At 72.8% G+C, this 23,560-nt stretch carries 21 protein-coding genes and 2 tRNA genes; 7 read left to right on the forward strand and 16 right to left on the reverse strand.

The window, feature by feature from the left end; all coding sequences use genetic code 11:
- Positions 1 to 865 precede the first annotated feature (865 nt).
- Both AB0K34_RS38365 and AB0K34_RS38370 read left to right on the forward strand, forming a co-directional pair.
- Positions 866 to 1,837 carry an ATP-binding cassette domain-containing protein gene (locus tag AB0K34_RS38365; protein WP_138641259.1) on the forward strand — a complete coding sequence of 324 codons (972 nt, stop codon included), beginning with the start codon at positions 866 to 868 and terminating at the stop codon, positions 1,835 to 1,837.
- Positions 1,834 to 2,658: an ABC transporter permease gene (locus tag AB0K34_RS38370; RefSeq protein WP_205719647.1), complete on the forward strand. Its 825-nt coding sequence runs from the start codon at positions 1,834 to 1,836 to the stop codon at positions 2,656 to 2,658. The genes AB0K34_RS38365 and AB0K34_RS38370 overlap by 4 nt, the downstream gene beginning before the upstream one ends.
- Before the next feature lie 128 nt (positions 2,659 to 2,786).
- Here the strand turns inward: AB0K34_RS38370 and AB0K34_RS38375 are convergent, their stop codons facing one another.
- Complete coding sequence (locus AB0K34_RS38375) at positions 2,787 to 6,020, reverse strand: BTAD domain-containing putative transcriptional regulator (RefSeq protein WP_364553649.1); 3,234 nt, start codon at positions 6,018 to 6,020, stop codon at positions 2,787 to 2,789.
- 66 nt (positions 6,021 to 6,086) lie between these two features.
- On the opposite strand from AB0K34_RS38375, the gene AB0K34_RS38380 reads away from it, so the two are divergent.
- The 4 genes from AB0K34_RS38380 to AB0K34_RS38395 all read left to right on the forward strand — a co-directional run bounded on the left by AB0K34_RS38380 (position 6,087) and on the right by AB0K34_RS38395 (position 8,397).
- Positions 6,087 to 6,344, forward strand: coding sequence for a Rho termination factor (locus AB0K34_RS38380; RefSeq protein ID WP_364553651.1), 258 nt, complete (start codon positions 6,087 to 6,089; stop codon positions 6,342 to 6,344).
- A complete protein-coding gene (locus tag AB0K34_RS38385; RefSeq protein ID WP_364553652.1) occupies positions 6,345 to 6,704 on the forward strand; it encodes a VOC family protein in 360 nt (119 codons plus the stop codon). It abuts the gene before it with no gap.
- Entirely contained in the window at positions 6,701 to 7,210 is a 510-nt protein-coding gene (locus tag AB0K34_RS38390; protein WP_138641262.1) for a DUF1360 domain-containing protein, read from the forward strand. Before AB0K34_RS38385 ends, AB0K34_RS38390 begins: the two co-directional genes overlap by 4 nt.
- 77 nt (positions 7,211 to 7,287) lie before the next feature.
- A complete protein-coding gene (locus AB0K34_RS38395; RefSeq protein WP_364553654.1) occupies positions 7,288 to 8,397 on the forward strand; it encodes a Vms1/Ankzf1 family peptidyl-tRNA hydrolase in 1,110 nt (369 codons plus the stop codon).
- Between the two features lie 49 nt (positions 8,398 to 8,446).
- Here AB0K34_RS38395 and AB0K34_RS38400 read toward each other — a convergent pair.
- The 8 genes from AB0K34_RS38400 to AB0K34_RS38435 all read right to left on the reverse strand — a co-directional run bounded on the left by AB0K34_RS38400 (position 8,447) and on the right by AB0K34_RS38435 (position 13,104).
- Positions 8,447 to 8,519: transfer RNA gene (locus tag AB0K34_RS38400), tRNA-Ala, on the reverse strand.
- A gap of 81 nt (positions 8,520 to 8,600) precedes the next feature.
- Positions 8,601 to 9,107 carry a hypothetical protein gene (locus AB0K34_RS38405; protein ID WP_364553656.1) on the reverse strand — a complete coding sequence of 169 codons (507 nt, stop codon included), beginning with the start codon at positions 9,105 to 9,107 and terminating at the stop codon, positions 8,601 to 8,603.
- Between the two features lie 113 nt (positions 9,108 to 9,220).
- Positions 9,221 to 9,451 carry a hypothetical protein gene (locus AB0K34_RS38410; RefSeq protein ID WP_301177689.1) on the reverse strand — a complete coding sequence of 77 codons (231 nt, stop codon included), beginning with the start codon at positions 9,449 to 9,451 and terminating at the stop codon, positions 9,221 to 9,223.
- Positions 9,452 to 9,696: 245 nt separating this feature from the next.
- A tRNA-Ala gene (locus AB0K34_RS38415) sits at positions 9,697 to 9,769 on the reverse strand.
- A 78-nt stretch (positions 9,770 to 9,847) separates the two neighbouring features.
- Complete coding sequence (locus AB0K34_RS38420) at positions 9,848 to 10,510, reverse strand: histidine phosphatase family protein (protein WP_138638706.1); 663 nt, start codon at positions 10,508 to 10,510, stop codon at positions 9,848 to 9,850.
- Positions 10,503 to 10,916 carry a ribosome silencing factor gene (gene rsfS, locus AB0K34_RS38425; protein ID WP_138638707.1) on the reverse strand — a complete coding sequence of 138 codons (414 nt, stop codon included), beginning with the start codon at positions 10,914 to 10,916 and terminating at the stop codon, positions 10,503 to 10,505. Before rsfS ends, AB0K34_RS38420 begins: the two co-directional genes overlap by 8 nt.
- A 260-nt stretch (positions 10,917 to 11,176) precedes the next feature.
- Positions 11,177 to 11,764, reverse strand: coding sequence for a nicotinate-nucleotide adenylyltransferase (nadD, locus tag AB0K34_RS38430; RefSeq protein WP_364553658.1), 588 nt, complete (start codon positions 11,762 to 11,764; stop codon positions 11,177 to 11,179).
- A gap of 53 nt (positions 11,765 to 11,817) precedes the next feature.
- A complete protein-coding gene (locus tag AB0K34_RS38435; protein ID WP_364553660.1) occupies positions 11,818 to 13,104 on the reverse strand; it encodes a phenylacetate--CoA ligase in 1,287 nt (428 codons plus the stop codon).
- A gap of 90 nt (positions 13,105 to 13,194) precedes the next feature.
- Between AB0K34_RS38435 and AB0K34_RS38440 the strand changes: the two genes are divergently transcribed.
- Positions 13,195 to 14,226 (forward strand): M48 family metallopeptidase, encoded by a 1,032-nt coding sequence (locus AB0K34_RS38440; protein WP_364553661.1) that lies wholly within the window; start codon positions 13,195 to 13,197, stop codon positions 14,224 to 14,226.
- Between the two features lie 42 nt (positions 14,227 to 14,268).
- Here AB0K34_RS38440 and AB0K34_RS38445 read toward each other — a convergent pair whose 3' ends face one another.
- The 7 genes from AB0K34_RS38445 to AB0K34_RS38475 form a co-directional block, all read right to left on the reverse strand.
- A complete protein-coding gene (locus AB0K34_RS38445; protein WP_364553663.1) occupies positions 14,269 to 16,026 on the reverse strand; it encodes a TIGR03767 family metallophosphoesterase in 1,758 nt (585 codons plus the stop codon).
- 64 nt (positions 16,027 to 16,090) lie between these two features.
- Entirely contained in the window at positions 16,091 to 17,353 is a 1,263-nt protein-coding gene (locus AB0K34_RS38450) for a glutamate-5-semialdehyde dehydrogenase (RefSeq protein WP_364553665.1), read from the reverse strand.
- Positions 17,354 to 17,405: 52 nt separating this feature from the next.
- Positions 17,406 to 18,512, reverse strand: coding sequence for a glutamate 5-kinase (gene proB, locus AB0K34_RS38455; RefSeq protein ID WP_364553667.1), 1,107 nt, complete (start codon positions 18,510 to 18,512; stop codon positions 17,406 to 17,408).
- A 19-nt stretch (positions 18,513 to 18,531) separates the two neighbouring features.
- Positions 18,532 to 19,929, reverse strand: a complete 1,398-nt coding sequence (gene obgE, locus AB0K34_RS38460) for a GTPase ObgE (RefSeq protein ID WP_138638713.1) — start codon at positions 19,927 to 19,929, stop codon at positions 18,532 to 18,534.
- A gap of 92 nt (positions 19,930 to 20,021) precedes the next feature.
- Positions 20,022 to 20,279 (reverse strand): 50S ribosomal protein L27, encoded by a 258-nt coding sequence (gene rpmA, locus AB0K34_RS38465; RefSeq protein WP_138638714.1) that lies wholly within the window; start codon positions 20,277 to 20,279, stop codon positions 20,022 to 20,024.
- Positions 20,280 to 20,293: 14 nt separating this feature from the next.
- Entirely contained in the window at positions 20,294 to 20,608 is a 315-nt protein-coding gene (gene rplU / locus AB0K34_RS38470) for a 50S ribosomal protein L21 (protein WP_138638715.1), read from the reverse strand.
- A gap of 290 nt (positions 20,609 to 20,898) precedes the next feature.
- On the reverse strand, positions 20,899 to 23,481 hold the full coding sequence (locus AB0K34_RS38475; protein ID WP_364553669.1) for an Rne/Rng family ribonuclease: 2,583 nt from the start codon (positions 23,479 to 23,481) through the stop codon (positions 20,899 to 20,901).
- Positions 23,482 to 23,560 lie beyond the last annotated feature (79 nt).

Consider the following 23,560-nt stretch of genomic DNA (forward strand, 5'->3'; position numbering starts at 1 on the left):
CTCCATTAAGGTCCAAACGACCACCAGCGGGGCGAACCGCCGGCAGCCAAACCTCGAAGAAAATCCCAGCAAAAGCACAACTCCAAAGGAGTTGCACATTGCCTCAAAGAAATCCCCACCACCAATCCGAAGATCGATGGTCACGGGGCGACCCGGACTCCCGAAGGAGAACCGAGCCGATAAAGGCACTGGCTTTTAACACGCTGTTGAGTTCTCAAGAAACGGACACCCACCGCGCCGAACCCCGCTCTCGCGGACCCCGGCTCCGGGGCAACCCTTCTAACTTACCTGTTCCGCTCCCGCTGTCAAGCAGATCCGCGAAGATCTTTTTGACGGTTGGAGGCGTCCCAGTCCCCCCGCGGCGACGAGTCACCCCCAGGCCGTGAGCCTGGCGATGGTCGATCCGTAGGAGTCGCCCCTGCGGGCCGGCCACCTCGCGGCGTCCTGCATCCCGTCCGGGCTTGCCATTCGAGAGTACCTCGGTTCGAAGCAAGCCGCGAACCGTTTTCCTCTTTCGGCTTCCCCCGGGGCCGTCCGCCTCTCGGCGTCCCGCATCCCCTTGGGGCACGACAGACATTAGGCAGCCTCGGACAGCCCGTCAAATCGACACGACCCGCTGAACGCTCCGCCCACAGGGGCTTTGCGGCCCCTCGACCGTGGCCGTTCCGACGCCCGTGGGCGAGGGCCTGCTGGTCGACGCCTCCCGCAGACGCGAGAAACCTGCAGGTCACTCGCGGTTCACGGCGGCGACATCAGTCCCGTGTCAGCGGCGCGTCAGCGGGCGGGCGCCGATGTCCGCGCCCTGTCAGCGCCCTCCCCCACCGTGGTGACCGTCACAGATGACGCATGGCGAAAGGCGGGACCGATGGACGAAGTGATCCGCGCGGAGGGGCTGCGCAAGACGTTCGGCGATACGAAGGCGCTGGACGGTGTGGACATCGCGGCGCGCCGCGGCACGGTGCTCGGGGTGCTCGGGCCCAACGGCGCGGGCAAGACCACCGCCGTCCGCGTGCTGGCGACGCTGCTGAAGCCGGATGCCGGACGGGCCGAGGTGTGCGGCTATGACGTGGCCGGGGACGCGGCGCGCGTCCGGGCGAAGATCGGGTTGACCGGGCAGTACGCGTCGGTGGACGAGGAGCTGACCGGCACCGAGAACCTGGTGATGATCGCGCGGCTGCTGGACTTCGGCCGGCGGGAGGCGAAGGCGCGGGCCCGGCAGCTGCTCGACCGGTTCCGGCTGACGGACGCCGCGTCGCGCGCCGTGAAGACCTACTCGGGAGGCATGCGCCGGCGGCTCGACCTGGCGGCGAGCCTGATCAACCATCCCGAGGTCATCTACCTGGACGAGCCGACGACCGGGCTGGATCCGCGGGCCCGCAACGAGGTGTGGGAGACGGTCCGCACCGTGGTGGCCGACGGCGCGACCGTGCTGCTGACGACGCAGTACCTGGAGGAGGCCGACGCCCTCGCCGACCGGATCGCGGTGTTCGACCACGGCCGGGTCATCGCCGAGGGGACGTCCGACGAGCTGAAGGGGCGGGTCGGGCGGCAGACGCTCGCGGTGCGAGCCGCCGAGCCGTACCGCGCCGCCCAGCTCGCCGCGATCGTGGCCGAGCTGACCGGCGAGCGCCCCGAGGTGCAGGAGGCGACGGGGCTCGTCACGGCGCCGGTGAACGATCCCGGGCTGATGTCCGCGCTGGTGCGGCGGCTGGACGAGGCGTCCATCACGGCGGCCGAGCTGGCGCTGCGGATGCCGAGCCTCGACGAGGTGTTCCTCACACTCACCGGCCACCTCGCCGACGAGGCCGGCCTCGAACTCGAAAGGAGCGTGGCATGACCACGATGACCGTCGACTCCCGTCCGCAGGCGCCGGCCGAGCCGCCCGGGCGCGTCAGCCCGAGGCGGACGCTGCGGCACGGCCTGACCCTGGCGTGGCGCAACCTCGCCCAGTTGCGGCACTCCCCGGAAAAGCTGCTGGACACGACGCTCATGCCGATCGTGTTCCTGGTGCTGTTCCTCTACGTGTTCGGCGGCGCGGTGGCGGGCGGAACGCACGCCTACCTGCAGGAGCTGCTGCCGGGCCTGGTCGCGATGATGACGATGTTCGCGACGATGGGCGTCGGGACGGCGCTGAACGAGGACATCCACAAGGGCGTGTTCGACCGGTTCCGCAGCCTGCCGATCGCCCGGTCGGCGCCGCTCATCGGGACGGTCCTCGGGGACACGGCGCGGTTCGTCACCGTGATGACGATGCTGGTGGGCTTCGGGTCGATCCTGGGCTTCCGGTTCCACACCGACCCGCTGTCGGTGGTGGCGGCGTTCGCGCTGGCGTACGTGTTCTACCTGGCCGTGTGCTGGTTCTCGGTGCTGGTGGGCCTGATCGCGCCGTCGCCGGACACGGTCCAGGGCCTGTCCTTCCTCTGGGTGATGCCGCTGACGTTCGGCAGCAACATCCTCGTCCCGAACACGGCCACGATGCCGGGGTGGCTGCAGGCGTGGACGGACATCAACCCGGTCACCCATCTGGCCGCGGCGGTGCGTGCGCTGACCGTCGGCGGCCCGATCGGGAACCACGCCTGGTACACGCTCGCGTGGGCGGCGGGCATCACCCTGGTCACGTTCCCGCTCGCCATGCGCATGTACTCACGGCGGGCCTGACAGCGGCCCGCACCCACGGCCGCGCGCGCCATCCCCGGACGCACAGTCCGCGGATGGCGCGCGCGGCCGTCCCCACTCGGTGCGGCACCCGTGCACGAGCCGCGGACCGGCGCGTCCCGCCGCATCCGTCAGATGGACGCGACGAGGTCGGCGCTCTGCTCGAAGACGCCCTGGCGGGTGACCAGGCGGCCGCGTTCGTAGGCGGCGGCGAAGGCGTCGTCGCCGAGGGCGCGGGTCACGACGGGCAGCGTCCGGCGGACCTCGTAGGAGGTGTCGTCGCTGTAGCCGTTCAGGGTGTGCGCGGTGCCGAGCAGTTCGGCGGCGCGGACGAACGCACCGCGCGCGGCGGCGTAGGCGGCCAGCCCCTCGATGAGGGACGCCACGGTCGGGTTGCCCATGAGGACGTCGTCGTGCAGGTCGCGGAACGCCTCGGTGTGCCGGCGCCGCGCCTCGTCGAGGTCGCCGTCCTCCTCGGCGAGGCAGCCGAGGCGGCTGTGGGTGCGGCGGGCGGTCTGCACGAAGTCGGGCCGGTGGCCGCGCGCCTCGACCCACTGGTGCGCACGCTCGGCGTAGGCGCGCCCGGCGTCCCGGTCGCCCTCCTGGAGGGACAGCTCGCACAGTTGCAGGGACGCGCCGGCCGCTTCGGCGAACTCACCGACCCGCTCGGTCTCCGCCATCGCCCGGTCGAGGTCCGCGCGCGCGCCCTCGACGTCGCCCTGCCGGGCGCGCGCACGGGCGAGCTGGATGAGGATCCCCGCGCCCTGCTCCGGGCTGACCTGGGCGGTGGCGTAGCCGTGCGCCTCCTCGCCGAGCCGGATGGCCTCCGCCGCCTCGTCCCGGGCCAGCGCGACCTGCATCATCCCGCTCAGCGCGACGATCATCCCGAACCGGTCGCCCATCTCCCGGAACCGCGCGTAGCCGTCGGCGGTCTCCGCGGCCGCCTCGTCGATGTCCCCGGTGTGGATCGCCATGTGCCCCAGGCAGACGCGGACGATGGCGCGCAGCCACGGGTCGGGATGGTCGTCGATGTCGTGCAGCCGCCGGCGCATCGCCTCCATGTCGCCGGTGAAGATGCTGGACGCGCACTGCGCGAGGGCCAGGACGGGATGCCTCGGCCTGTCGGGGATGACGGAGGCGATGTCCGCCAGGGCGGCGTTCAGCGACTCCCGCGTCGGCCCCTGGTCCTTCTGCATCTCGGTGATGAGGCGGGACGAGATGACGCAGAGCGCGTGCTCCTCCTCCAGACCGGGAGGCGGGGTGTCGCCGGCCATGGCGTGCACGGCGACGGCCCAGCCGGACGCCTCCGTCTCCATGTCCCGCAGGATGAAGAAGAACACCAGGGCCGCGAGGAGCCGCAGCCCGGTCTCGACGTCGCCGGTCTCGGTCACGTGGCGGAACGCCGCCGCGATGTTGCCGCGTTCGGCGGAGATCCGCTCGGCCCAGCGCAGCTGGTCGTGGCGGCGCAGCTCCGGTTCGGCGCGCTCGGCGAAGCCGACGAGGTAGCAGGCGTGCGCGTCCCGGACGCGCCGGGCCTCGCCGGACTGCTCCAGCCGCTCCCCCGCGTACACGCGGACGGTCTCCAGCAGCCGGTAGCGGACCTCGGCGTCGCCGTCCGCCATCACCAGCGACTTGTCGACCAGGGCGGCGATGACGTCGATGACGTCGTGCGGGTCGGGGGCGTCGGGGGCGTCCAGCCCGCACACGTGCACGGCGCCCTCGGGGGTGGCGCCGCCGGCGAAGACCGAGAGCCGGCGCAGGACGGTGCGTTCGGCGTCGTCCAGCAGGTCCCAGCTCCAGTCGACGACGGCGCGCAGCGTGCGGTGCCGGGGCAGCGCGGCGCGGCTGCCGCCCGCCAGCAGCCGGAATCGGTCGCCGAGCCGGGCCGCGACCTGGCCGGGCGTGAGGGAGCGCAGCCGGGCGGCGGCCAGCTCGATCGCGAGCGGGATACCGTCGAGCGCCCGGCAGATCGCGACGACGTCGGCGACGGTACCGGCGTCCACGGCGAAGCCGGGGCGGACGGCCGCGGCCCGGTCGGCGAACAGCCGGACCGAGGCGTAGCCGAGCGCGGCGGCCGGGTCGGCGGCGTCCTCGTCCGGCAGCGGCAGGGACGGGACGGGGCACAGCGACTCGCCGGTGATGCCGAGGGGTTCGCGGCTCGTCGCGAGGATCCGGACGCCCTGCGCCTGCGCGAGGACGTGGTCGACGAGCCGCGCGACCGCGTCGATGAGGTGCTCGCAGTTGTCGAGCACGATGAGCATGCGTTTGGCGGCGAGGAAGTCGGTGAGCCGTTCGACGGGCCGCACCGCCATGCGCGTCTCGCCGGGCCTGACGGTCTCGGGGACGCCGAGCGCCGACAGCACAGCCTGCACGGCGTCGCCGGGTTCGCTGACCGGGGCGAGCGGGACGAACCAGGCGCCGTCCGGCATCTCGTCGACGAGCGCGGCGGCGCTCTCACCGGCGAGCCGCGTCTTGCCCGCGCCGCCGGGGCCGGTGAGCGTGACGAGCCGGGTCTCGCGGAGCAGCTTGCCGACGCGCCGCGACTCCTCCTCCCGTCCGACGAAGCTGGTGAGCTGCGCGGGCAGGTTGGTGCGCGGCGCGGGCACGGCGGCGGGAACGTCCGGGACGGCGGCGGGCGCGGGCGCCGGGGCCTCCCGCCGCAGGATCGACAGGTGGACGGCGGCCAGCTCCGGGGACGGGTCGACGCCGAGCCGGTCGGCGAGCGCGCGGCGCGTCTCCTCGTACACCTCCAGCGCCTCGGCCTGCCGCCCCGCCGCGCACAGCGCGCGCATCAGCTGGCCGCGCAGCCGCTCGCGGAGCGGGTTGGCGGCGGCGAGCGGCTCCAGCTCGGCGACCGGCGGGACGGGCAGGCCGGCGGCGAGCTCCGCCTCGACGCGGTCCTCGACGGCGGCGACCCGCAGTTCCTCCAGCCGCGCGGCGAACGGGTGGGCGAAGTCGGCGTCGGCGACGTCGGCGAGGGCGGGCCCCCGCCACAGCGCGAGCGCGGCCCGCAGCCCGGCGGCCCGCCGCGCCGGGTCGTCCTCGGCGCGGGCCGCCGCGGCGCCGCGCTCGAACGCGACCGCGTCGACCTCCGCCGGGTCGATGCCGAGCCGGTAGCCGGCCGGGCCGTGCTCGACGACGTCCCGTCCGGCGACGCCGCGCAGCCGGGACACGAGCGCCTGCAGGGCGTTGCCGCCGGGCGGGGCGCCGTCCCACAGGTCGTCCAGCAGCCGCTCGGCGGACACGGGCCGGCCGCCCTCGGCGGCCAGCCGGACGAGGAGGGCGCGCAGCCGCCGGCCGCCGACCTCGACGGGCCGGGCGGCCTCGTCCCGCAGGTCGAGCGGGCCCAGGATGCCGATGCGCACGAGTCCCCTTTCCGGGTGCCATTCTCGCCGATGTGTGGACTTCGTGTGCCGGGTAGTTGTTCCGCTATGCCTAGAGCACAGATCAAGGACGAGAAGACGTACCAGAAGCTGCGCGACCAGGGCGAGAGCAAGGAGAAGGCCGCGCGCATCGCGAACGCCTCCGCGAACCGCGGCAAGAAGAACGTGAGCCGCAAGGGCGGCAAGAACCCCTCCTACGACGACTGGACGAAGGACGAACTGCTCGACCGCGCCCGCGAGATCGGCATCGAAGGCCGCTCTTCGATGAACAAGTCCGAGCTGGTCAAGGCGCTGCGCAACCATTAGATGGAACTCGTCTTCGTCCTGGACTGCCGCGACCCCGACGCGCTCGCCGACTTCTGGGCCGCCGCCCTCGGCTACGAACGCGGCCGATACGACCCCCCGTACGTCCACCTGACGGACCCGTCCGGGCGGGGCCCGATGATCCTGCTGCAGCGCGTCCCCGAACCGAAGTCCGGCAAGAACCGCATGCACCCTGACCTCCGCGTCGCCGACATGGACGCGGAACTCGCCCGCGTCACCGAGCTCGGCGCCACCGTCGTCCGCGGCCCCTTCGTGGACGACGGCTGGCCGACCACGGTGCTCGCCGATCCGCAGGGCAACGAGTTCTGCCTGATCGTCGACCCCCGGAAGGAGAAGCGATGAACGCGGTCGTCGACACCGCGCGCAAGCAGAAGGAGGAGTACACCGCCGGAGCGGACCGCCCGCTCGGCTCCTACCTCGGCACGCTCGGCGTCTACGCGCTGACGACGGCGGCGATGGCGCTGCTCGGCCGCAGGCTGCGCGACCGTCCGCCGGTCATCGGCGCCGCCGACCTGGCGCTGATGACGGTCACGACGCACAAGGTGGCGCGGCTGATCGCCAAGGACCCGGTGACCAGCCCGCTGCGCGCCCCGTTCACCCGGTACTCGGGGACGGCGGGCCCGTCGGAGGTGGCGGAGGAGGTGCGCGGCAAGGGCGTCCGGCACGCCGTCGGAGAGCTGATCACCTGCCCGTTCTGCACGGCCCAGTGGGTCGCGACGGCCTACGCGGCGGGCCTGGTGTTCGCCCCGGAGGCCACCCGCCTCGCCGGCGTCACGATGACGGCGGTCGCCGGCTCGGACTGGCTGCAGCTCGCCTACGCGCGCCTCCAGCAGTCGGCCGAGGGCTGACCAGGAAACCCCCAACAAAACCACACGAACCACCCCGTCTTTACGTTTGTCCCAGCTGCAACGGGTACGGCCGTCCCATGGATCTGGCATTCCTCAAGACGCTGTATGAACGTCCGGGCCCGTACGCGTCGGTGTACGCCGACCTGACCCGGACGACCGAGGACGCGGCCAAGGCCGCGGAGCTGCGGTGGCGGGCGCTGCGCGCGGAACTGGAGGACCAGAACACCCCCAAGGCCACCGTCCGCGCGATCGCGCGGACCATCGAGGAGGAGCTGGCGATGCGCCGCTCCGAGGGCATCGTGGTCTTCGCGGCGGACGGCGAGGTGGTGTACAGCGAACGGCTCACCCACCCGCCCCGCGTCACCCGCGCGACCCTCGCCCCGCTCCCGGACGTCCTGCCGTACCTCACCGAGCGCGGCGAGCAGTTCGCGCACCTGGTGGCCGTCGTCGACCGCCGCGGGGGCGCGATCGACTGCGTGGGCGCCGACGGCAGGCACGAGCACATCGACGTGCGGGGCGACGAGGAGTACCCCATCCGCAAGGTGAAGGCGGGCGACTGGAACCAGTCCCGGTACCAGCGCTCCTCGGAGAACACCTGGAAGCTCAACGCGAAGAAGGTCGCCCACGAGATCGACCGCGCCGCCGACCGCTGCCGCGCCGAGGCCGTCGTGATCGCCGGCGACGTCCGCGCCCGCAACGCCGTCCTGGAGGAGGTGTCGGAAAGCGTCCTGGAGCACACCGTCGAGGCGGACAAGAACACCGGCATCGACGACCCGGAACTGGACGACGAGCTGAACCGCCTCCTGAAGCTGAAGACGGCCGAACGCGTCATGACGGTCGCCGAGCGCTTCGACCGCGAACTCGCCAACGGCGAGCGCGCGGTGTCGGGCCTGCCCGCGACGACGCAGGCGCTCCGGCACGGCCAGGTGGAGACGCTGCTGCTGATGGACGACACCGACTCCGACGACCAGTTGTGGATCGGCCCCGATCCGATCCAGGTCGCCGCCACCGCGGAGGAGCTCCGCGAGGAGTTCGGCATCACCGACCCCCGGGCGGAGCGCGCGGACGCGGCCCTCGTGCGGGCCGCCGCCGCCACCGACAGCGAACTGGTCGTCGTGCCGCCCAACGACCAGGCACCGGACCATCCCGTGGGCGCCGTCCTGCGCTACACCACGACCCCCGTCTGAAACGACAAAGGAGTGGCGGCCCGCAGGCCGACCACTCCGAAGCCGAGCGTGGAGCTATGGGGATTCGAACCCCAGACCTCCTCCATGCCATGGAGGCGCGCTACCAACTGCGCCATAGCCCCTCGGTCGAGGAAAAGCTTAGTGCACGCTGGGAGCGGTTGAGACACGGGCCGCGAAGGACACCCCTCCGCGGCCCGTGAACGTCAGCGGCCGCCGGCCGTGTAGGTGTACGTGCCCTCGTCGAGGGTCGGCACCTTGACCAGGAGGCTTTTGGGCATCTGCACGAGCCCCAGGAGCTTGTTGTCCTTCTGGGCGACGGTGCGCCCGTCGGGATCGGTGTAGGTGCCCTCGACCGGCGCGGTCTCCGCGCCCTCGGCACCCTCCGCGCCTTCCGCGCCCTTGGTGTCCTCCGCGCCCTGCGTGCCCTCCGCGCCCTTGGTGCCCTTGGTGTCCCACCCGTCCTCTGCGCTCGGCGTGTCCTGCGCGTTCTGCTCCGCCTTCATGGTGCAGACGGCCTTGGCGACGTCGGGGCTCTTCAGCATCGAGCTGAGCATCGACGTCAGGAAGTTCAGCGCCTCGGGGCAGTCGTCCAGGGTGTAGGTCCGCGGGACGGGCTGCGGTGCCTCCTCCGCGGACGCCGGCACGGCCACGGCCGTGACGGCCGCCGCCGCGACCGCGGCGGGCAGCAGCCCTAGCATCGGGCTTCTCATTGGGGTCAACCCTCTCGATCATGCATCGCCACGTCATTGGCTGTTCCCTCATGATCGACAGTGCGAAGCGCGGGCGGAGCAAAGGTAGCCGCCGTCATGGCGAAGGCTTTGCGTCAGCTCCACCCGAGCTGCTCGGCGACCTCGTCGGGCGCGTACCCGCGGTGCCCGCCGTCGCCGATCCACACCATGCCGTCCGCCTCCGCGACGCCTCCGACGGCGTGCTCCTGCGGGAGCCGGGGCTGGACCGCCAGCCGCACCTGCGTCCCGGGCTCGAACCGGCGCAGTTCGTCGATGAGGTCGGCCACCGTGACCTCGCGCTTCGCCCCCCTGCGATGTCTTCCCATACCCCGCATGAAACCATCCCGCCCCCCATGCTCAGGTCGTCCGGCACCCCCCATTCGCCAGACGGCCCCAACCAAGAGCCAAGGGGCACCCAGCAAGCGCAAGAGAAGCGGAAACGGAAACCGGCAAGGGGGCGTGGGGGGCGGAGCCCCCCACATCGGGGGCCCGGGGGTCGCCCCCCGGACAAAACGACGAAGGAGTGGCAGGGAAGGAGCAAAGCTCCGACCACACCACTCCCGACTCCGAGTGGAGCTATGGGGATTCGAACCCCAGACCTCCTCCATGCCATGGAGGCGCGCTACCAACTGCGCCATAGCCCCGCCGCTGCGTGGACGTTCATCCCGCAGCGCCCCGCCAGTGTATAGGACGGACGGGGCTGCTCTCGAATCGTTTGCGGGTCAGGTGCCGGCGTCGGGCCGGTCGTCGCTGAGCACGGGCTCGGGGAGGGTCCCGGCGTTGTGCTCGGCGAGTCGCCAGCCGCCGTCGCGCATCTCGGTGACGACGGACCAGCAGCAGTTGGACAGGCCGCCGAGGCGCTCCCAGGTCTCCTCGGGGAGCCCGATGAGGTGGGACATGCCGAGGCGCAGCGCGGCGCCGTGCGAGGCGACGACGAGCTGGCCGGTGGGCGGCAGCTCGTCGAGGGCCCGTTCGAGGGCGGCGCCGACGCGCTTGGCGACCTGGGCGCTGGTCTCCCCGCCGGGCGGCTGCCAGGCGGCGTGCTCGGCCGGGTAGCGCTCGCGGATCTCGCGGGACGTCAGGCCCTCCCAGGCGCCGCCGTCGCGTTCGATGAGGTCCCGGTCGTAGCGGACGGGCAGCCCGGTGATGTCGGCGAGCGCCTGGGCGGTGTCGGCGGCGCGGCGCAGCGGGGAGGCCAGCAGGGCGGTGGGGCGGAGCCCGGCGAGGAGCCGGGCCGCGCGCTGGGCCTGCTGGACGCCCGTCTCGTCGAGCGGGATGTCGGTCTTGCCCTGGAAGCGGCGTTCGACGTTCCACGCGGTCTGGCCGTGCCGCCAGAGGACGAGCCGCCGCTTGCCGGGTTCGCGGGTGCGGCGGGCGTCACTCACTCGGGCTCCCGACGGCACGGGCGCGCTGGGCCTGGTGGGCGGTCGCGCCCTCCGGCAGGTCCATGAGGGGGCAGTCTTTCCACAGGCGTTCGAGGGCGTAGTACATGCGGTCCTCTTCGTGCTGGATGTGCACGATGATGTCGGCGTAGTCCAGCAGGACCCACCGGCCCTCACGCTCGCCCTCGCGCCGGACGGGCTTGGCGTCCGCCTCCTCGCGCAGGCGCTTCTCGACCTCGTCCACGATGGCGCGGACCTGCCGGTCGCTGGGGGCGGAGCAGAGCACGAACGCGTCGGTGATGACGAGCTGCTCGCTCACGTCGTAGGCAAGAATGTCGTCGGCCAGCTTGTCGCCCGCCGCCTCGGCGGCGATCCGGACGAGCTCTGCCGCCCTCTCGGATGCGGTCACGATGCGCTCGCGATCCTCCCTGTAGGGGTCGTCTCCGTTGACACCCTCTCACGTGCCAAGGACGTCGGTACCCCCGTGTCGATGTACAACCGCACGCTCATGCGGCCCTCCCCCACCAGGGTATGCGGAGCGCACCACCAGGGTCGCGATCAACTCCGTCCAGGGGGGCGACCCCCTGGAACCCCCGTCACGGCCGAGAGGCCGAGGTTCAACCCATGAGGGGTTGGGCCGGGTGGACACCACCGCCCCTAAATGCACAACTAATACAGGTTTCGTTTGTTGATGTACTGGACTATGCCGTCGGGGACGAGGTACCAAATCGGTTCGCCCGCTTGGACGCGTTCGCGGCATTCGGTGGAGGAGATGGACAGGGCCGGCACCTCCATCAGGGACACGCGTCCGTTGGGGAGGCCGGGGTCGGCGAGGCGGTGGCCGGGGCGGGTGACGCCGATGAAGTGGGCGAGTTCGAACAGCTCGTCGGTGTCATGCCAGGTGAGCATCTTCTCCAGCGCGTCGGCGCCGGTGATGAAGAACAGGTCGGTGCCGGGCCCCTGGATGTCGCGCATCTCGCGGAGGGTGTCGACGGTGTAGGTGGGGCCGGGGCGGTCGATGTCGATGCGGCTGACGGAGAAGCGCGGATTGGACGCGGTGGCGATGACGGCCATGAGGTAGCGGTCCTCGGCGGCGGTGACGTCGCGGCCGTCCTTGTGGGACGAGAGGCCGGTCGGCACGAACACGACCTCGTCGAGCGAGAAGAAGTGCGCGACCTCGCTCGCGGCCACGAGGTGCCCGTGGTGGATGGGGTCGAAGGTGCCGCCCATCACACCCAGCCGCCGCTTTTGCGTCATGGCGACGAGAATAGCCAGCCGGGTCGGTGCCCGGAACGTCCGGCCCCCCGGGCTCAGCTCAGGCCGGGGATGGGCGGGTGGCCGTCGTCCCAGGTCACGACGCGGACGGCCTTGCCGACCTCGGTTCGCGGCACGGTGCCGCCGGGCAGCACGTACACCTCGGCGGTGAGCCCCAGCGCCTCGTGCAGCGCGTGGACGAGGTCGGCTCCGGGGTCCCCGGAGAGGGCCTCGCAGGCGACGAGGAGCCGCGCGGACGGGCTGCGCCGGTCCACGACGAGCTGGTAGTGCGGCCGGACGAGCCCGGACCCGAGCAGGACCCGCTCGACCTCGCTCGGGTACACGTTGACCCCCCGCACGACGATCATGTCGTCGACCCGCCCGAGGACCTTGCTCATCCGGACGAGGGTCCGGCCGCAGGCGCACTCGCCGCGCGTCAGGGACGCGATGTCGCCGGTCCGGTACCGCAGCAGCGGCAGCGCCTGCTTGGTCGGCGTGGTGAAGACGAGTTCCCCGGGCGTCCCGTCGGCGACGGGTTCGCCGGTGGACGGTGCGACGGCCTCGACGATGAAGTGGTCCTCGTTGACGTGCAGGCCGTCCTGTTCGAGGCATTCGGTGGCGACGCCGGGCCCGATGACCTCGGACAGGCCGTAGACGTCCATCGCCTTGATCGGCAGCACGGCCTCGATGGCGGTGCGCAGCTCCTCCGACCAGGGCTCGGCGCCGAACAGCCCGGCCTTCAGCGCGGGGACCTCGACGCCGGCCTCGGCGACGGCCTCGCCCAGCCGCAGCGCGTACGCGGGGGTGCAGGTCAGGATGTCGGCGCGCAGGTCGGCGAGCATCCGCACCTGCCGGTCGGTCATGCCGCCCGACATCGGCACGACGGTCGCGCCGAGCGCGACGGCGCCCTGGTGGATGCCGATGCCGCCGGTGAACAGCCCGTACCCGTAGGCGTTGTGGACGACGCTGCCCGGCGCCGCCCCGGCGCACGACAGGGAGCGCGCGCACATCGCCGCCCACAGGTCGAGGTCGCCCTTGGTGTAGGCGACGAGGGTCGGGCGCCCGCGCGTCCCGCTGGAGCCGTGCACGGCGGCGACCTGGTCCCGCGGGACGGCGAGCATCCCGAACGGGTAGCCGTCCCAGAGGTCCTGCTTGGTGGTGAACGGCAGGTCGCGCAGCCCGGCGAGCGTCACGTCGGAACCGCCGGTGACACCGGCGTCCTTCAGCCGCCGCCCCTGCACGCCGCCGGCGGCGAGGAGCCGGTCGACCAGCCCCCACAGCCGGTGCCGCTGCAGCGCGGCCCGCTCGTCCACCGACATCGCCTCGGCCTTGGGATCGAACATGGCTGCCTCCCGGGCGCGGCCGGACCCGGCAGCCGGTCCCCGGCGTGGAACCCTGCCGCCCGACCGTTCGTCGGAACTACCATGCCAGACATGACGGAGAACACACCGGATCGAGCGCGGACGCGGTTCCCGGGGATCAGTTCCCGGGCCTATGAGCACCCGGCGGACCGATCGGCGCTGGTGGCGCTGCGTTCGCTCTCCGGGTTCGACGTCGTCCTCCGCAAGATGTCGGGGCTGATCAACGAGCGGTCGCTGCGGCTGATGTTCCTCGGCGGGACCGTACGGGTCGGGGAGGACCAGTTCCGCCACATCCACGACATGGTGCGCGACGCCTGCTACATCCTGGACATGCCCGAGGTGCCGGAGCTGTTCGTCCGGCAGGACCCGACGCCGAACGCGATGGCGCTCGGCTCCGACCACCCGTTCATCGTGGTGAACACCGGCCTGCTCGACCTGCTGGACGACGAGGAACTGCGGTTCGTCATCGGGCACGAGGTCGGGCACATCCTGTCCGGGCACGCGGTGTACCAGACGATGATGCAGATCCTGCTGCAGCTCGGGTCGCGGCTGGCGTGGCTGCCGCTCGGCAACGTCGGCATCGCGGCGATCATCATCGGGCTGCGGGAGTGGTTCCGGAAGGCGGAGCTGTCCTCGGACCGGGCGGGGCTGCTCGCCGGGCAGGACGTGGACGCGGCGAAGCGGGCCAACATGAAGCTCGCGGGCGGGGTCCGGCTCGGCGAGATGAGCGCGGAGGCGTTCCGGCAGCAGGCGCGCGAGTACGACGCGGCCGGCGATGTGCGGGACGGGATCCTGAAGTTCCTGAACCTGCTCGGGCAGTCGCACCCGTTCGCGGTGATCCGGTTCGCCGAGATCGACCGGTGGGCGCACGGCGGCGAGTACGAGCGGATCCTCGCCGGGGACTACACGCGCCGCGACGAGGACGACAGCGCGTCCGTCCGGGAGGGGATCAAGGACGCGGCGCGCTCCTACCGGGAGTCGTGGGAGCGGACCGCCGACCCGTTCGTGGGCAAGGTCCGCGACGTGGCGGACGCGGCGGCGGGCGCCGCCGGCGGGTTGTTCGACCGGCTCACCCGCCGCGACAACGGGCCGACGAGCCGGTAGCGGGGCTCGGGCCGCCGCGACACGGACGCGGCGGCCCTTCGTTCAGAACGGGGCCGGGACGAGGAGTTCGACGTTGCGGTCGGCGGTCTCGCCGCGGCGGTCGGAGTCGCGGTCCTGCCAGTCGTTGCCCGCCAGCTCGCGGGACAGCGACGCCAGCCGGACGGGGTCGGTGAGCCGGCCGCCGTAGGACGCGGGCCCGGCGGAGTCGAGGATCGTCGCGAAGATCGACAGGGTGCCGTCGCCGTTGTCGGCCAGTTCGACGATGCGGCTCTGCTGCGGGAAGTCGATGTGCGCGGCCGTGTTCACCTCCCAGAAGCCTCCCGATCCCTCGCGGGCGTGCGGGATGACCTGGTTGCGGTGCGTGTGGCCGTTCACCCACAGGATGACGTTCGGGTAGCGCAGCAGGAGCGCCCGCACCTCGTCGCCGAGGACGCGGTCGCCGCCGAGCGGATTCTCCAGCGAGCCGATCGGGTGGTGGCTGAACAGCACGAACAGCCGGTCCTTCACGCTGTGCTTCACGACGGTGCCGTCCGCGGCGTGGTAGCGGCTGCTGCCCGCCTTGAGCTGCGCCTCCAGCCACGCGAACTGCTTCTTGTCGAGCGAGCCCTCGGAGTAGCCGTTCGGGTTGACGGTGTCGAGGACGAGGCCGCGCACCACGCCCTGGTCGAACCCGTAGTAGGCCGTCCCCTCCAGGAGGTTGGCGGCGGTGAAGCCGTGGCCGCGCAGGGACGCGGACGTCGTGAAGTGCTCGGCGACGACCTCCCGGCGCGACAGCATCCGCCGGTTCCCGTCGGGCGTGACGGGGCGGAACAGCCCGCCCGCGCCGCCCTGCTCGCGGCTGAGCCGGACGAGTTCCGCGGCGTCGGCGTTCTGGATCATGCGGGCGAGCCGCTCGGCCTGGCCGTCGTCCGCCGGGGCGCCGATCTTGATGCCGCCGGTGGCGAGACCGGAGACCAGCGGGTTCACCGGCAGGTTGCCCTGGATGAGGCCGTCGTGGTTGCCGAACGCGGCGAGCCACGGCATGGCCAGGCCGGTCGCCTGGAACGGCCGGCGGGCGGCGTCGATCAGGCCCTTGACGCGGGGGAAGCCGTACTTGGCGTAGCCGACGTCGGGCTGCGCGCCGGGCGGCGCGCCCTCGGGGTGCCAGTACGCGCGGTCGTAGGACGTCCAGTCCATGACGCCCTCGTACCGGTTCGGGTCGCCGGAGTCGGGGCGGACGCGGCCGCCGTCCAGCAGGTCGATGATCCAGCGGATCTCGTTGTACTGGACGTTGTCGGCGGCGTCGCCGGTGTTGATGGTGAACGCCAGCCCGAGGCCGGTCGCGGGGCCGCGGCCGACCCGGTTCATCGCCTGCACCATCGCCTCGGCGACCTGCGTGGACAGGAGCTCCTGCGGCCGCCACCCGCCCTCGGGGAAGCCGCTCACCAGGTCCCGGATCCGGTCGATGAACTCGACCCGGGCCGGGGACTGCGCGTCGATGACGTGCACGTCGGTGAGGTGCCCGAACGCGAGGATCCCGCGGCGGGTCGCGGCGCGCCGGGCGGCGGCGGTGCCGCCGAGGTCGCGGCGCAGCAGGTGCGGCTCCCCCGGCCCGGTGATCACCGGGCGGTAGCCGCCCGCGCCCGCCGCGCCGAGCACGTACGTCCGGTCGAGGGTGGTTCCGGCGGCGGAGCCGGCCAGCGCGGGCGCGGCAGCGGCGGCGGCGGGACGCGCGGGGAACGCGGCCAGCCCGGTCGAGGCGATCCCCGCGCCGAGGGCGGCGCCCTTCAGCACGCGGCGGCGGCTGTACTCACGAGTCACAATCGTGAATCAGACCACAGCCTCAACGTGACATCAATGGCAAAAATGTCACAACTTGGACGGGTCAGCCGCGGGTGTGGCCCTCACCGGTCACGACGTACTTCGTGGACGTCAGCTCCGGCAGCCCCATCGGGCCGCGCGCGTGCAGCTTCTGCGTCGAGATGCCGATCTCCGCGCCGAAGCCGAACTCCTCGCCGTCGGTGAACCGCGTCGAGGCGTTCACCATCACCGCGGCCGAGTCGACCAGCGACACGAAGCGCTTCGCGGCCGGCTGGGACGCCGTCACGATCGCCTCGGTGTGCCCCGACCCGTAGGTGCGGATGTGCGCGACGGCGTCCTCCAGGGAGTCGACCAAGCGGGCGGCGATGTCGAGCGACAGGTACTCGGCGTACCAGTCGTCCTCACCGGCCTCCACGACGTCGTCGCCGTAGGAGCGGATGCGGTCGTCGCCGTGGACGGTGACCCCGGCGGCCCTGAGCGCCTCAAGCGCGCGCGGGACGAACGCGTCGGCGACGTCGGCGTGCACCAGGAACGTCTCCGCCGCGTTGCACACCGACGGGCGCTGCGTCTTGGCGTTCAGCAGGATCTCGACGGCCATGTCCACGTCGGCGGCGGCGTCCACGTAGACGGCGCAGTTCCCGACGCCCGTCTCGATCACGGGGACGGTCGACTCCTCCACCACCGAGTTGATCAGCGACGCGCCGCCGCGCGGGATCAGCACGTCCACCAGGCCGCGCGCCCGCATCAGGTGCTTCACCGACTCGCGGGACGTCCCCGGCACGAGCTGCACCGCGTCGGCGGGGACCTCGGTGTCGGTGAGCGCGGCCTGCATCACCTGGACCAGCACCGTGTTCGAGTCGTGCGCGGACGACGAGCCGCGCAGCATCGCCACGTTCCCGCTCTTCAGGCACAGCGCCGCGGCGTCCACGGTCACGTTCGGCCGGCCCTCGTAGATCATCCCGACGACGCCGAGCGGCACCCGCACCTGCCGCAGCTCCAGACCGTTCGGCAGCACGTTCCCGCGCACCGTCTCCCCCACCGGGTCGGGCAGCGCCGCGACCTGCCGGACCGCCTCGGCGATCGCGGCGATCCGCTCCTCCGACAGGCTCAGCCGGTCGATCATGTACTCGGAGGTGCCGTTCTCGCGGGCCCGCGCGACATCGGCCTCGTTCGCCTTCACGATCTCCGAGGCGGCGGCGACCAGCGCGTCCGCGATCCGGTGCAGGGCCGCGTCCTTCGCCGCCCGCGGCAGCGGCGCCAGCCCGGCCGCCGCGTCCTTGGCGCGCCGCGCCACCCGCAGGAACTCCTCGCGCTCGCCCTCGCCCATCACAACGCTCCCTCGTTCGAGCCGGTCCGGGGGACGCCCCCGGACCCCCCGGTCATTTCAGAATCACCAAATGGTCGCGGTGGATTATCTCGCGTTCGTACCCGGCGCCCAGCTCCCGCGCCAGCCAGCGCGTCGAGCGCCCCATCAGCTCCGGGATCTCGGACGCGTCGTAGTTCACCAGGCCGCGCGCGACGACGCGGCCGTCGGGGTCGCACAGGTCGACCGGGTCGCCGGCGGCGAAGTCGCCGTCCACCCCCGTCACCCCGGCAGGGAGCAGCGACTTGCGGCGCCGCACCACCGCCTCGACGGCCCCCGTGTCCAGTGTGACGCGGCCCTGGCCGGTGGTGGCGTGCGCGAGCCACAGGCTCTGCGTCGACATGCGGCGGCCCTCGGCGGGGTGGAACAGCGTGCCGACCCGGTCGCCGGCGAGCGCGTGCGCGGCGGACGCGGCGTTGGTCAGCACCACCGGGATGCCCGCGATGCGGGCCGCCTCCACCTTGGTGACCATGCCGCCCGTGCCGACGCGCCCGGACCGGCCGAGCTTCACGTCCCTCAGGTCGTCCGGGTCGCGGACGTCGTCGACGCGGCGGGCGCCGGGCTGGCGCGGGTCGCCGGTGTAGAGCGCGTCGACGTCCGACAGCAGGACCAGCGCGTCCGCGCGGATCAGGTGCGCGACGAGCGCCGCGAGCCGGTCGTTGTCGCCGAACCGGATCTCGTCGGTGGCGACGGTGTCGTTCTCGTTCACGATCGGCAGGATCCCCAGCGCGAGGAGCTGCCCCAGGGTGCGCTGCGCGTTGCGGTGGTGCGAGCGGCGCATCATGTCGTCGGCGGTGAGCAGCACCTGCCCGACCGTCAGCCCGTACCGGGCGAACGACGAGGTGTAGCGGGCGAACAGCAGGCCCTGCCCGACGCTCGCCGCCGCCTGCTGGGTCGCGAGGTCCCCGGGGCGGCGGGTCAGCCCGAGCGGCCCGAGCCCGGCGGCGATCGCGCCGGACGACACGAACACGATCTCGGTGCCGTCGGCGCGGCGCGCGGCGAGGACGTCCACCAGCGCGTCGATGCGGTTCGCGTCGATCGTGCCCAGCGGCGTCGTCAGCGACGACGACCCCGCCTTCACCACGATCCGGCGGGCCTTGGCGATCTCCTCGCGCTCGCTCACGGCTCCCGCGCCTCCCCGCTCACGACCAGCCGTCCAGGCGGCGGTCGGTGCCGCGCGGGCCCGTGGCGGCCTCGCCGGCGGGGACGTCCGGCTCCCAGTCGAACACGATCGAGTCGTCGGCGGTGCCGATCAAGACCGTGGCGCCGGCGCTGGCGCCCGCCTCGGCGAGCGCGTCCTCCACGCCGAGCCGGGCGAGCCGGTCGGCGAGGTAGCCGACGGCCTCCTCGTTGGCGAAGTCGGTCTGCCGCAGCCACCGGACGGGCTTCGTCCCGGTGATCAGGTAGGTGTTGTCGCCGAGGGCCTTGACCTCGAACTCGGTGTCGCCGCCGACCGGCTCCGGCCGGATCACGATGCGGGTCGGCTCCGCCGGCGGCAGCGACGCGCGGTACTCCGCCACCATCGCCGCCATCGCGAACGACAGCTCCCGCAGCCCCTCGTGCGTCGCCGCCGACACCTCGAACACCCGCAGCCCGCGCGCCTCGAACTCGGGGCGGACCATCTCGGCGAGGTCGCGGCCGTCCGGCACGTCGACCTTGTTCAGCACCACGATGCGGGGCCGGTCCGACAGCGGCCGGTCGCCGAGCACCCGGTCGTAGGCCCGCAGCTCGCGCTCGATGACCTCGAAGTCGCTGAGCGGGTCGCGGTCCGGCTCCATGGTCGCGCAGTCGAGCACGTGCGCGAGGGTGGACGAGCGCTCGATGTGGCGCAGGAAGTCCAGGCCGAGGCCGCGGCCCTCGCTGGCGCCCTCGATCAGGCCCGGCACGTCCGCGACCGTGAACGTCGTGTCGCCGGCGCTGACCACGCCGAGGTTCGGGATCAGCGTCGTGAACGGGTAGTCGGCGATCTTCGGCTTCGCGGCGGACAGCGCCGCGATCAGCGACGACTTCCCCGCGCTCGGGAACCCGACGAGCGCGACGTCGGCGACGCTCTTCAGCTCCAGGACCACGTCCCGGGCCTCGCCCGGCTCGCCGAGCAGCGCGAACCCGGGCGCCTTGCGCTTGGCCGAGGCCAGCGCCGCGTTCCCGAGGCCGCCGTGGCCGCCCTTCGCGACCACGTACCGGGTGCCCTCGCCGACCAGGTCGGCCAGCACCCGGTCGCCCTCCTTCACGACCGTGCCGTCCGGGACGGGCAGGATCACGTCGCCGCCGTCCGCGCCGGTCCGCATGCTGCCCTGCCCCTGCTTGCCGTTCCCGGCCTTGCGGTGCGGGCGCCGGTGGTACTCCAGCAGGCTCGCGGCGTTGGAGTCCACGACGAGGACGACGTCGCCGCCGCGCCCGCCGTTCGCGCCGTCCGGCCCGCCGAGCGGCTTGAACTTCTCCCGGTGGATCGAGGCGCAGCCGTTGCCGCCGTTGCCCGCCGCGACGTGCACCACCACCCGGTCGACGAACTGCGCGCCCGATCCCGCTCCTGCGGCCACGGTGACTCTCCTCGGTGAAACCTCGTGAAAAAGGCGAAGGGGCGGACCGTCGAACGGTCCGCCCCTTTCGAAACGTCTGGAACCCAGGCGGACTATTCCGCCGGCGGGACGATGCTCACCGCGTTGCGCCCGCGGTACCGGCGGAACTGCACCGAGCCCGCGACCAGCGCGAACAGCGTGTCGTCGCCGCCGCGGCCGACGCCCGGGCCGGGGTGGAAGTGGGTGCCGCGCTGCCGGACGATGATCTCGCCCGCGTTGACGACCTGGCCGCCGAAGCGCTTCACGCCGAGGCGCTGGGCGTTGGAGTCGCGACCGTTGCGGCTGGACGATGCGCCCTTCTTGTGTGCCATGAGACCGCTCTCCCTTACTTCCCGGCCTTGATACCGGTGATCTTGACCTCGGTGTACGGCTGACGGTGACCCATCCGCCGCTTGTACCCGGTCTTGTTCCGGTAGTGCATGATGTTGATCTTCGGGCCCTTGACCGCGCCGAGGATCTCGGCGGTCACCTCGTAGCGCGCCAGGTCGGCCGAGCCGCTGACGACGTTCTCGCCGTCCACGACGAGGACCGCCGGGAACGTGACGGTCGAGCCGACCTCGCCGGCCAGCTTGTCGACGGTCAGCACGTCATCGACGGCGACCTTCTCCTGCCTGCCGCCTGCGCGGACAATCGCGTACACCGCGGAAACCCTTCGTCTGCGCGCGCTTCCGGACTGAACCGGTCCCACGCGTGGCTTACCAGCCCCCGGATGGGGGCCTACCCCCGGCACCGGGCCGAGAGCGGCACACCAGGAGAGACCCCTGGCGCTCTCTGCTTGCCCTCACCGGATCGGCGAGGTGAGCACCGAACGGACCCCGGACGGGGTTCGTGGTGCGGGTTCAGTCGACGCGCCCACGACGCGCCGAAGTACGAGGATACCGGATGCCCTGACCGCAACGCGAACGCACGGCCAGGGCACCGGGAACCACGTCAGTCGTCCGCGGACTCGCCGACGTCGGCGGTGGCGCGGGTGCGCCGGGTGCGGCGCCGCCGGGCGGCCGGCTCGGCCTCCGGCTCGGGCTCGGCGGCCTCGGCGGGCGCGGAGCCGTTGGACTCGGCCGCGGCCTCCGCCGCGACCGGGCCGGCGCCGTTCAGCTCGCCGCCGGACGGCTCGGCGCCGTTCGCGGTCACCGGGACGGGCTCGGCGGAGTCCAGGGCGCCGGGGGCGGTGCCCGCGGCCTCCTCGGCGGCCTCGGCGGCCTCCACCGCGGCCTGGGCCGGGGACTCGTCGATCTCGGGCGGCGGACCCGCCGGGCGCTTCGCCGGGCCCGACCTCCTCGCCCGGGTCCGGACCGGCTCGGGCCTGGCCTCCGGCTCCGGCTCGGCCACGGCCACGGGCTCGGGCGCCGGCTCGGCCGCCTGCTCCTTGGGCTTGGCCTCGTGATGGGCCAGCTTCTCCTCGACGGCCTTCTCGACCTCGCCCTTGCGCTTGCGGCGGCGGCCGCTCTCCTTGCCGGCCGCCTTGTCCGGCTTGGGCTCGACCGGCGACAGGTGGACGTGGATGCCGCGGCCGTTGCAGGACTCGCAGGTCTCCGAGAACGCCTCCAGCAGGCCCTGGCCGACCCGCTTGCGGGTCATCTGGACCAGGCCCAGCGAGGTGACCTCGGCGACCTGGTGCTTGGTACGGTCCCGCGACAGGCACTCGACGAGGCGGCGCAGCACCAGGTCCCGGTTGCTCTCCAGCACCATGTCGATGAAGTCGATCACGACGATGCCGCCGACGTCGCGGAGCCGCAGCTGGCGGACGATCTCCTCGGCCGCCTCCAGGTTGTTGCGGGTGACGGTCTCCTCCAGGTTGCCGCCCTGCCCGGTGAACTTGCCGGTGTTGACGTCGATGACCGTCATGGCCTCGGTCTTGTCGATCACCAGCGAGCCGCCGGACGGCAGCCACACCTTGCGGTCGAGGGCCTTGGCGATCTGCTCGTCGATGCGGAACGCCGACAGGGCGTCCTGGTCGCCCGTCCAGCGCTCGACGCGGTCGGCGAGGTGCGGCGCCACGTACTCGACGTACTCGGAGACGGTGTCCCACGCCTCGGCGCCGGACACGACCAGCTTGGAGAAGTCCTCGTTGAAGATGTCGCGCACGACCCGGATCGTCAGGTCGGGCTCGCCGTAGAGCAGCGACGGCGCCGAGGCCGTCTTCACCTTCTTCTGGATGCTCTCCCACTGGGCCGCCAGCCGCGACACGTCGCGGGAGAGCTCCTCCTCCGTGGCGCCCTCCGCGGCGGTGCGGACGATCACGCCGGCGTTGTCCGGCATGACCTTCTTCAGGATCGCCTTGAGGCGGCTGCGCTCCTTGTCGGGGAGCTTGCGGCTGATGCCGGTCATCGAGCCGTCCGGCACGTACACGAGGTAGCGGCCGGGCAGCGAGACCTGGCTGGTGAGCCGGGCGCCCTTGTGGCCGAGCGGGTCCTTGGTGACCTGGACGAGCACCGACTGGCCCGACTTCAGCGCCGACTCGATGCGGCGCGGCTGGCCCTCCAGCCCGGAGGCGTCCCAGTTGACCTCGCCCGCGTACAGGACGGCGTTGCGGCCCTTGCCGATGTCGACGAACGCCGCCTCCATCGACGGCAGGACGTTCTGGACCTTGCCCAGGTAGACGTTGCCCACGTACGACTGGTGCGTGGCGCGGTTGACGTAGTGCTCGACGAGGACGTCGTCCTCCAGGACGCCGATCTGGGTGCGCTCGCCCTCCTGCCGGACGACCATGACCCGCTCGACCGACTCGCGGCGGGCCAGGAACTCCGCCTCGGTGATCACCGGCGGGCGGCGGCGGCCCTGCTCGCGGCCCTCGCGGCGGCGCTGCTTCTTGGCCTCCAGCCGGGTCGAGCCCCGCACGGACCGCACCTCGTCCTCGGCGGCGGCGCGCTCCTCGCGGGCCGTGCGGACGTGCACGACGGTGTTCGGCGGGTCGTCGGTGTCGGCACCGTTCTCGCCGTCGGTGCCGGAGCGGCGCCTGCGGCGGCGCCGGCGGCGGCTGGTGCCGGACTGGGCGTCGCCGTCGTCCTCGTCGTCGGCGGCCTCCTGATCGGCCTCCTCCGCCTTGGGCTCCTTGTCCGCGTCCTTCTTGGCGGCGTCCTTCTTGGCCGCCTTGCTCGACCTGGTGCTCTTGGCGGCCTTGCCGGACTTGGGCTGCTCGTCCTTGGCCGGCTCCTCGGCCTCGGCCTCCTCGGCCTGCGCCTCGTCGTCGGCGCCGTCCCTGCCCCGGCCGCGGCCCCGGCCGCCGCGGCGGCGGCGCCGCCGGGACGGGCGGTCCTCGGAGTCGTCCTCGTCGGCCGGGCCGTGGTCGTGGTCGTGGTCGTCGTCGCCGGTGTCGCGCTCGGCGGCCGGCTGCTCCGGCTCGTCCTTGGGACGGGCGGGCGCCTCGGCCTTCGGCTGCGGCGGCTGGAAGACGACCATGGGGGGCTGGAACGTGACGCCGGGGATGCCGACGCCGCTCGCGGGCTCGGTCTCCGACACCTGCTCGGGGGTGACCTCGGCGCCCGCGACCGGCACGGCGGGGATCTCCGGCACCGGCGGGACGGCGGGCGGCTCGGCTCATGGACAGGGTCATCGTCGTGGGTGGCGGGCTGGCCGGCGTGCGCGCCGTGGA

Source organism: Actinomadura sp. NPDC049382 (genome assembly GCF_040677125.1).
Taxonomy (GTDB): Bacteria; Actinomycetota; Actinomycetes; order Streptosporangiales; family Streptosporangiaceae; genus Spirillospora; species Spirillospora geliboluensis.

Bases quoted from the DNA above. Each gene is read 5' to 3' on its own strand.
- AB0K34_RS38395 (WP_364553654.1), top strand. From the start codon at position 7,288: ATGGATCTGGCATTCCTCAAGACGCTGTATGAACGTCCGGGCCCGTAC.
- rpmA (WP_138638714.1), bottom strand. From the start codon at position 20,279: ATGGCACACAAGAAGGGCGCATCGTCCAGCCGCAACGGTCGCGACTCC.
- AB0K34_RS38385 (WP_364553652.1), top strand. From the start codon at position 6,345: ATGGAACTCGTCTTCGTCCTGGACTGCCGCGACCCCGACGCGCTCGCC.
- AB0K34_RS38410 (WP_301177689.1), bottom strand. From the start codon at position 9,451: ATGGGAAGACATCGCAGGGGGGCGAAGCGCGAGGTCACGGTGGCCGAC.
- AB0K34_RS38450 (WP_364553665.1), bottom strand. From the start codon at position 17,353: ATGGGCGAGGGCGAGCGCGAGGAGTTCCTGCGGGTGGCGCGGCGCGCC.
- AB0K34_RS38380 (WP_364553651.1), top strand. From the start codon at position 6,087: ATGCCTAGAGCACAGATCAAGGACGAGAAGACGTACCAGAAGCTGCGC.
- AB0K34_RS38405 (WP_364553656.1), bottom strand. From the start codon at position 9,107: ATGAGAAGCCCGATGCTAGGGCTGCTGCCCGCCGCGGTCGCGGCGGCG.
- AB0K34_RS38440 (WP_364553661.1), top strand. From the start codon at position 13,195: ATGACGGAGAACACACCGGATCGAGCGCGGACGCGGTTCCCGGGGATC.
- AB0K34_RS38365 (WP_138641259.1), top strand. From the start codon at position 866: ATGGACGAAGTGATCCGCGCGGAGGGGCTGCGCAAGACGTTCGGCGAT.
- AB0K34_RS38435 (WP_364553660.1), bottom strand. From the start codon at position 13,104: ATGTTCGATCCCAAGGCCGAGGCGATGTCGGTGGACGAGCGGGCCGCG.
- AB0K34_RS38370 (WP_205719647.1), top strand. From the start codon at position 1,834: ATGACCACGATGACCGTCGACTCCCGTCCGCAGGCGCCGGCCGAGCCG.
- AB0K34_RS38390 (WP_138641262.1), top strand. From the start codon at position 6,701: ATGAACGCGGTCGTCGACACCGCGCGCAAGCAGAAGGAGGAGTACACC.
- nadD (WP_364553658.1), bottom strand. From the start codon at position 11,764: ATGACGCAAAAGCGGCGGCTGGGTGTGATGGGCGGCACCTTCGACCCC.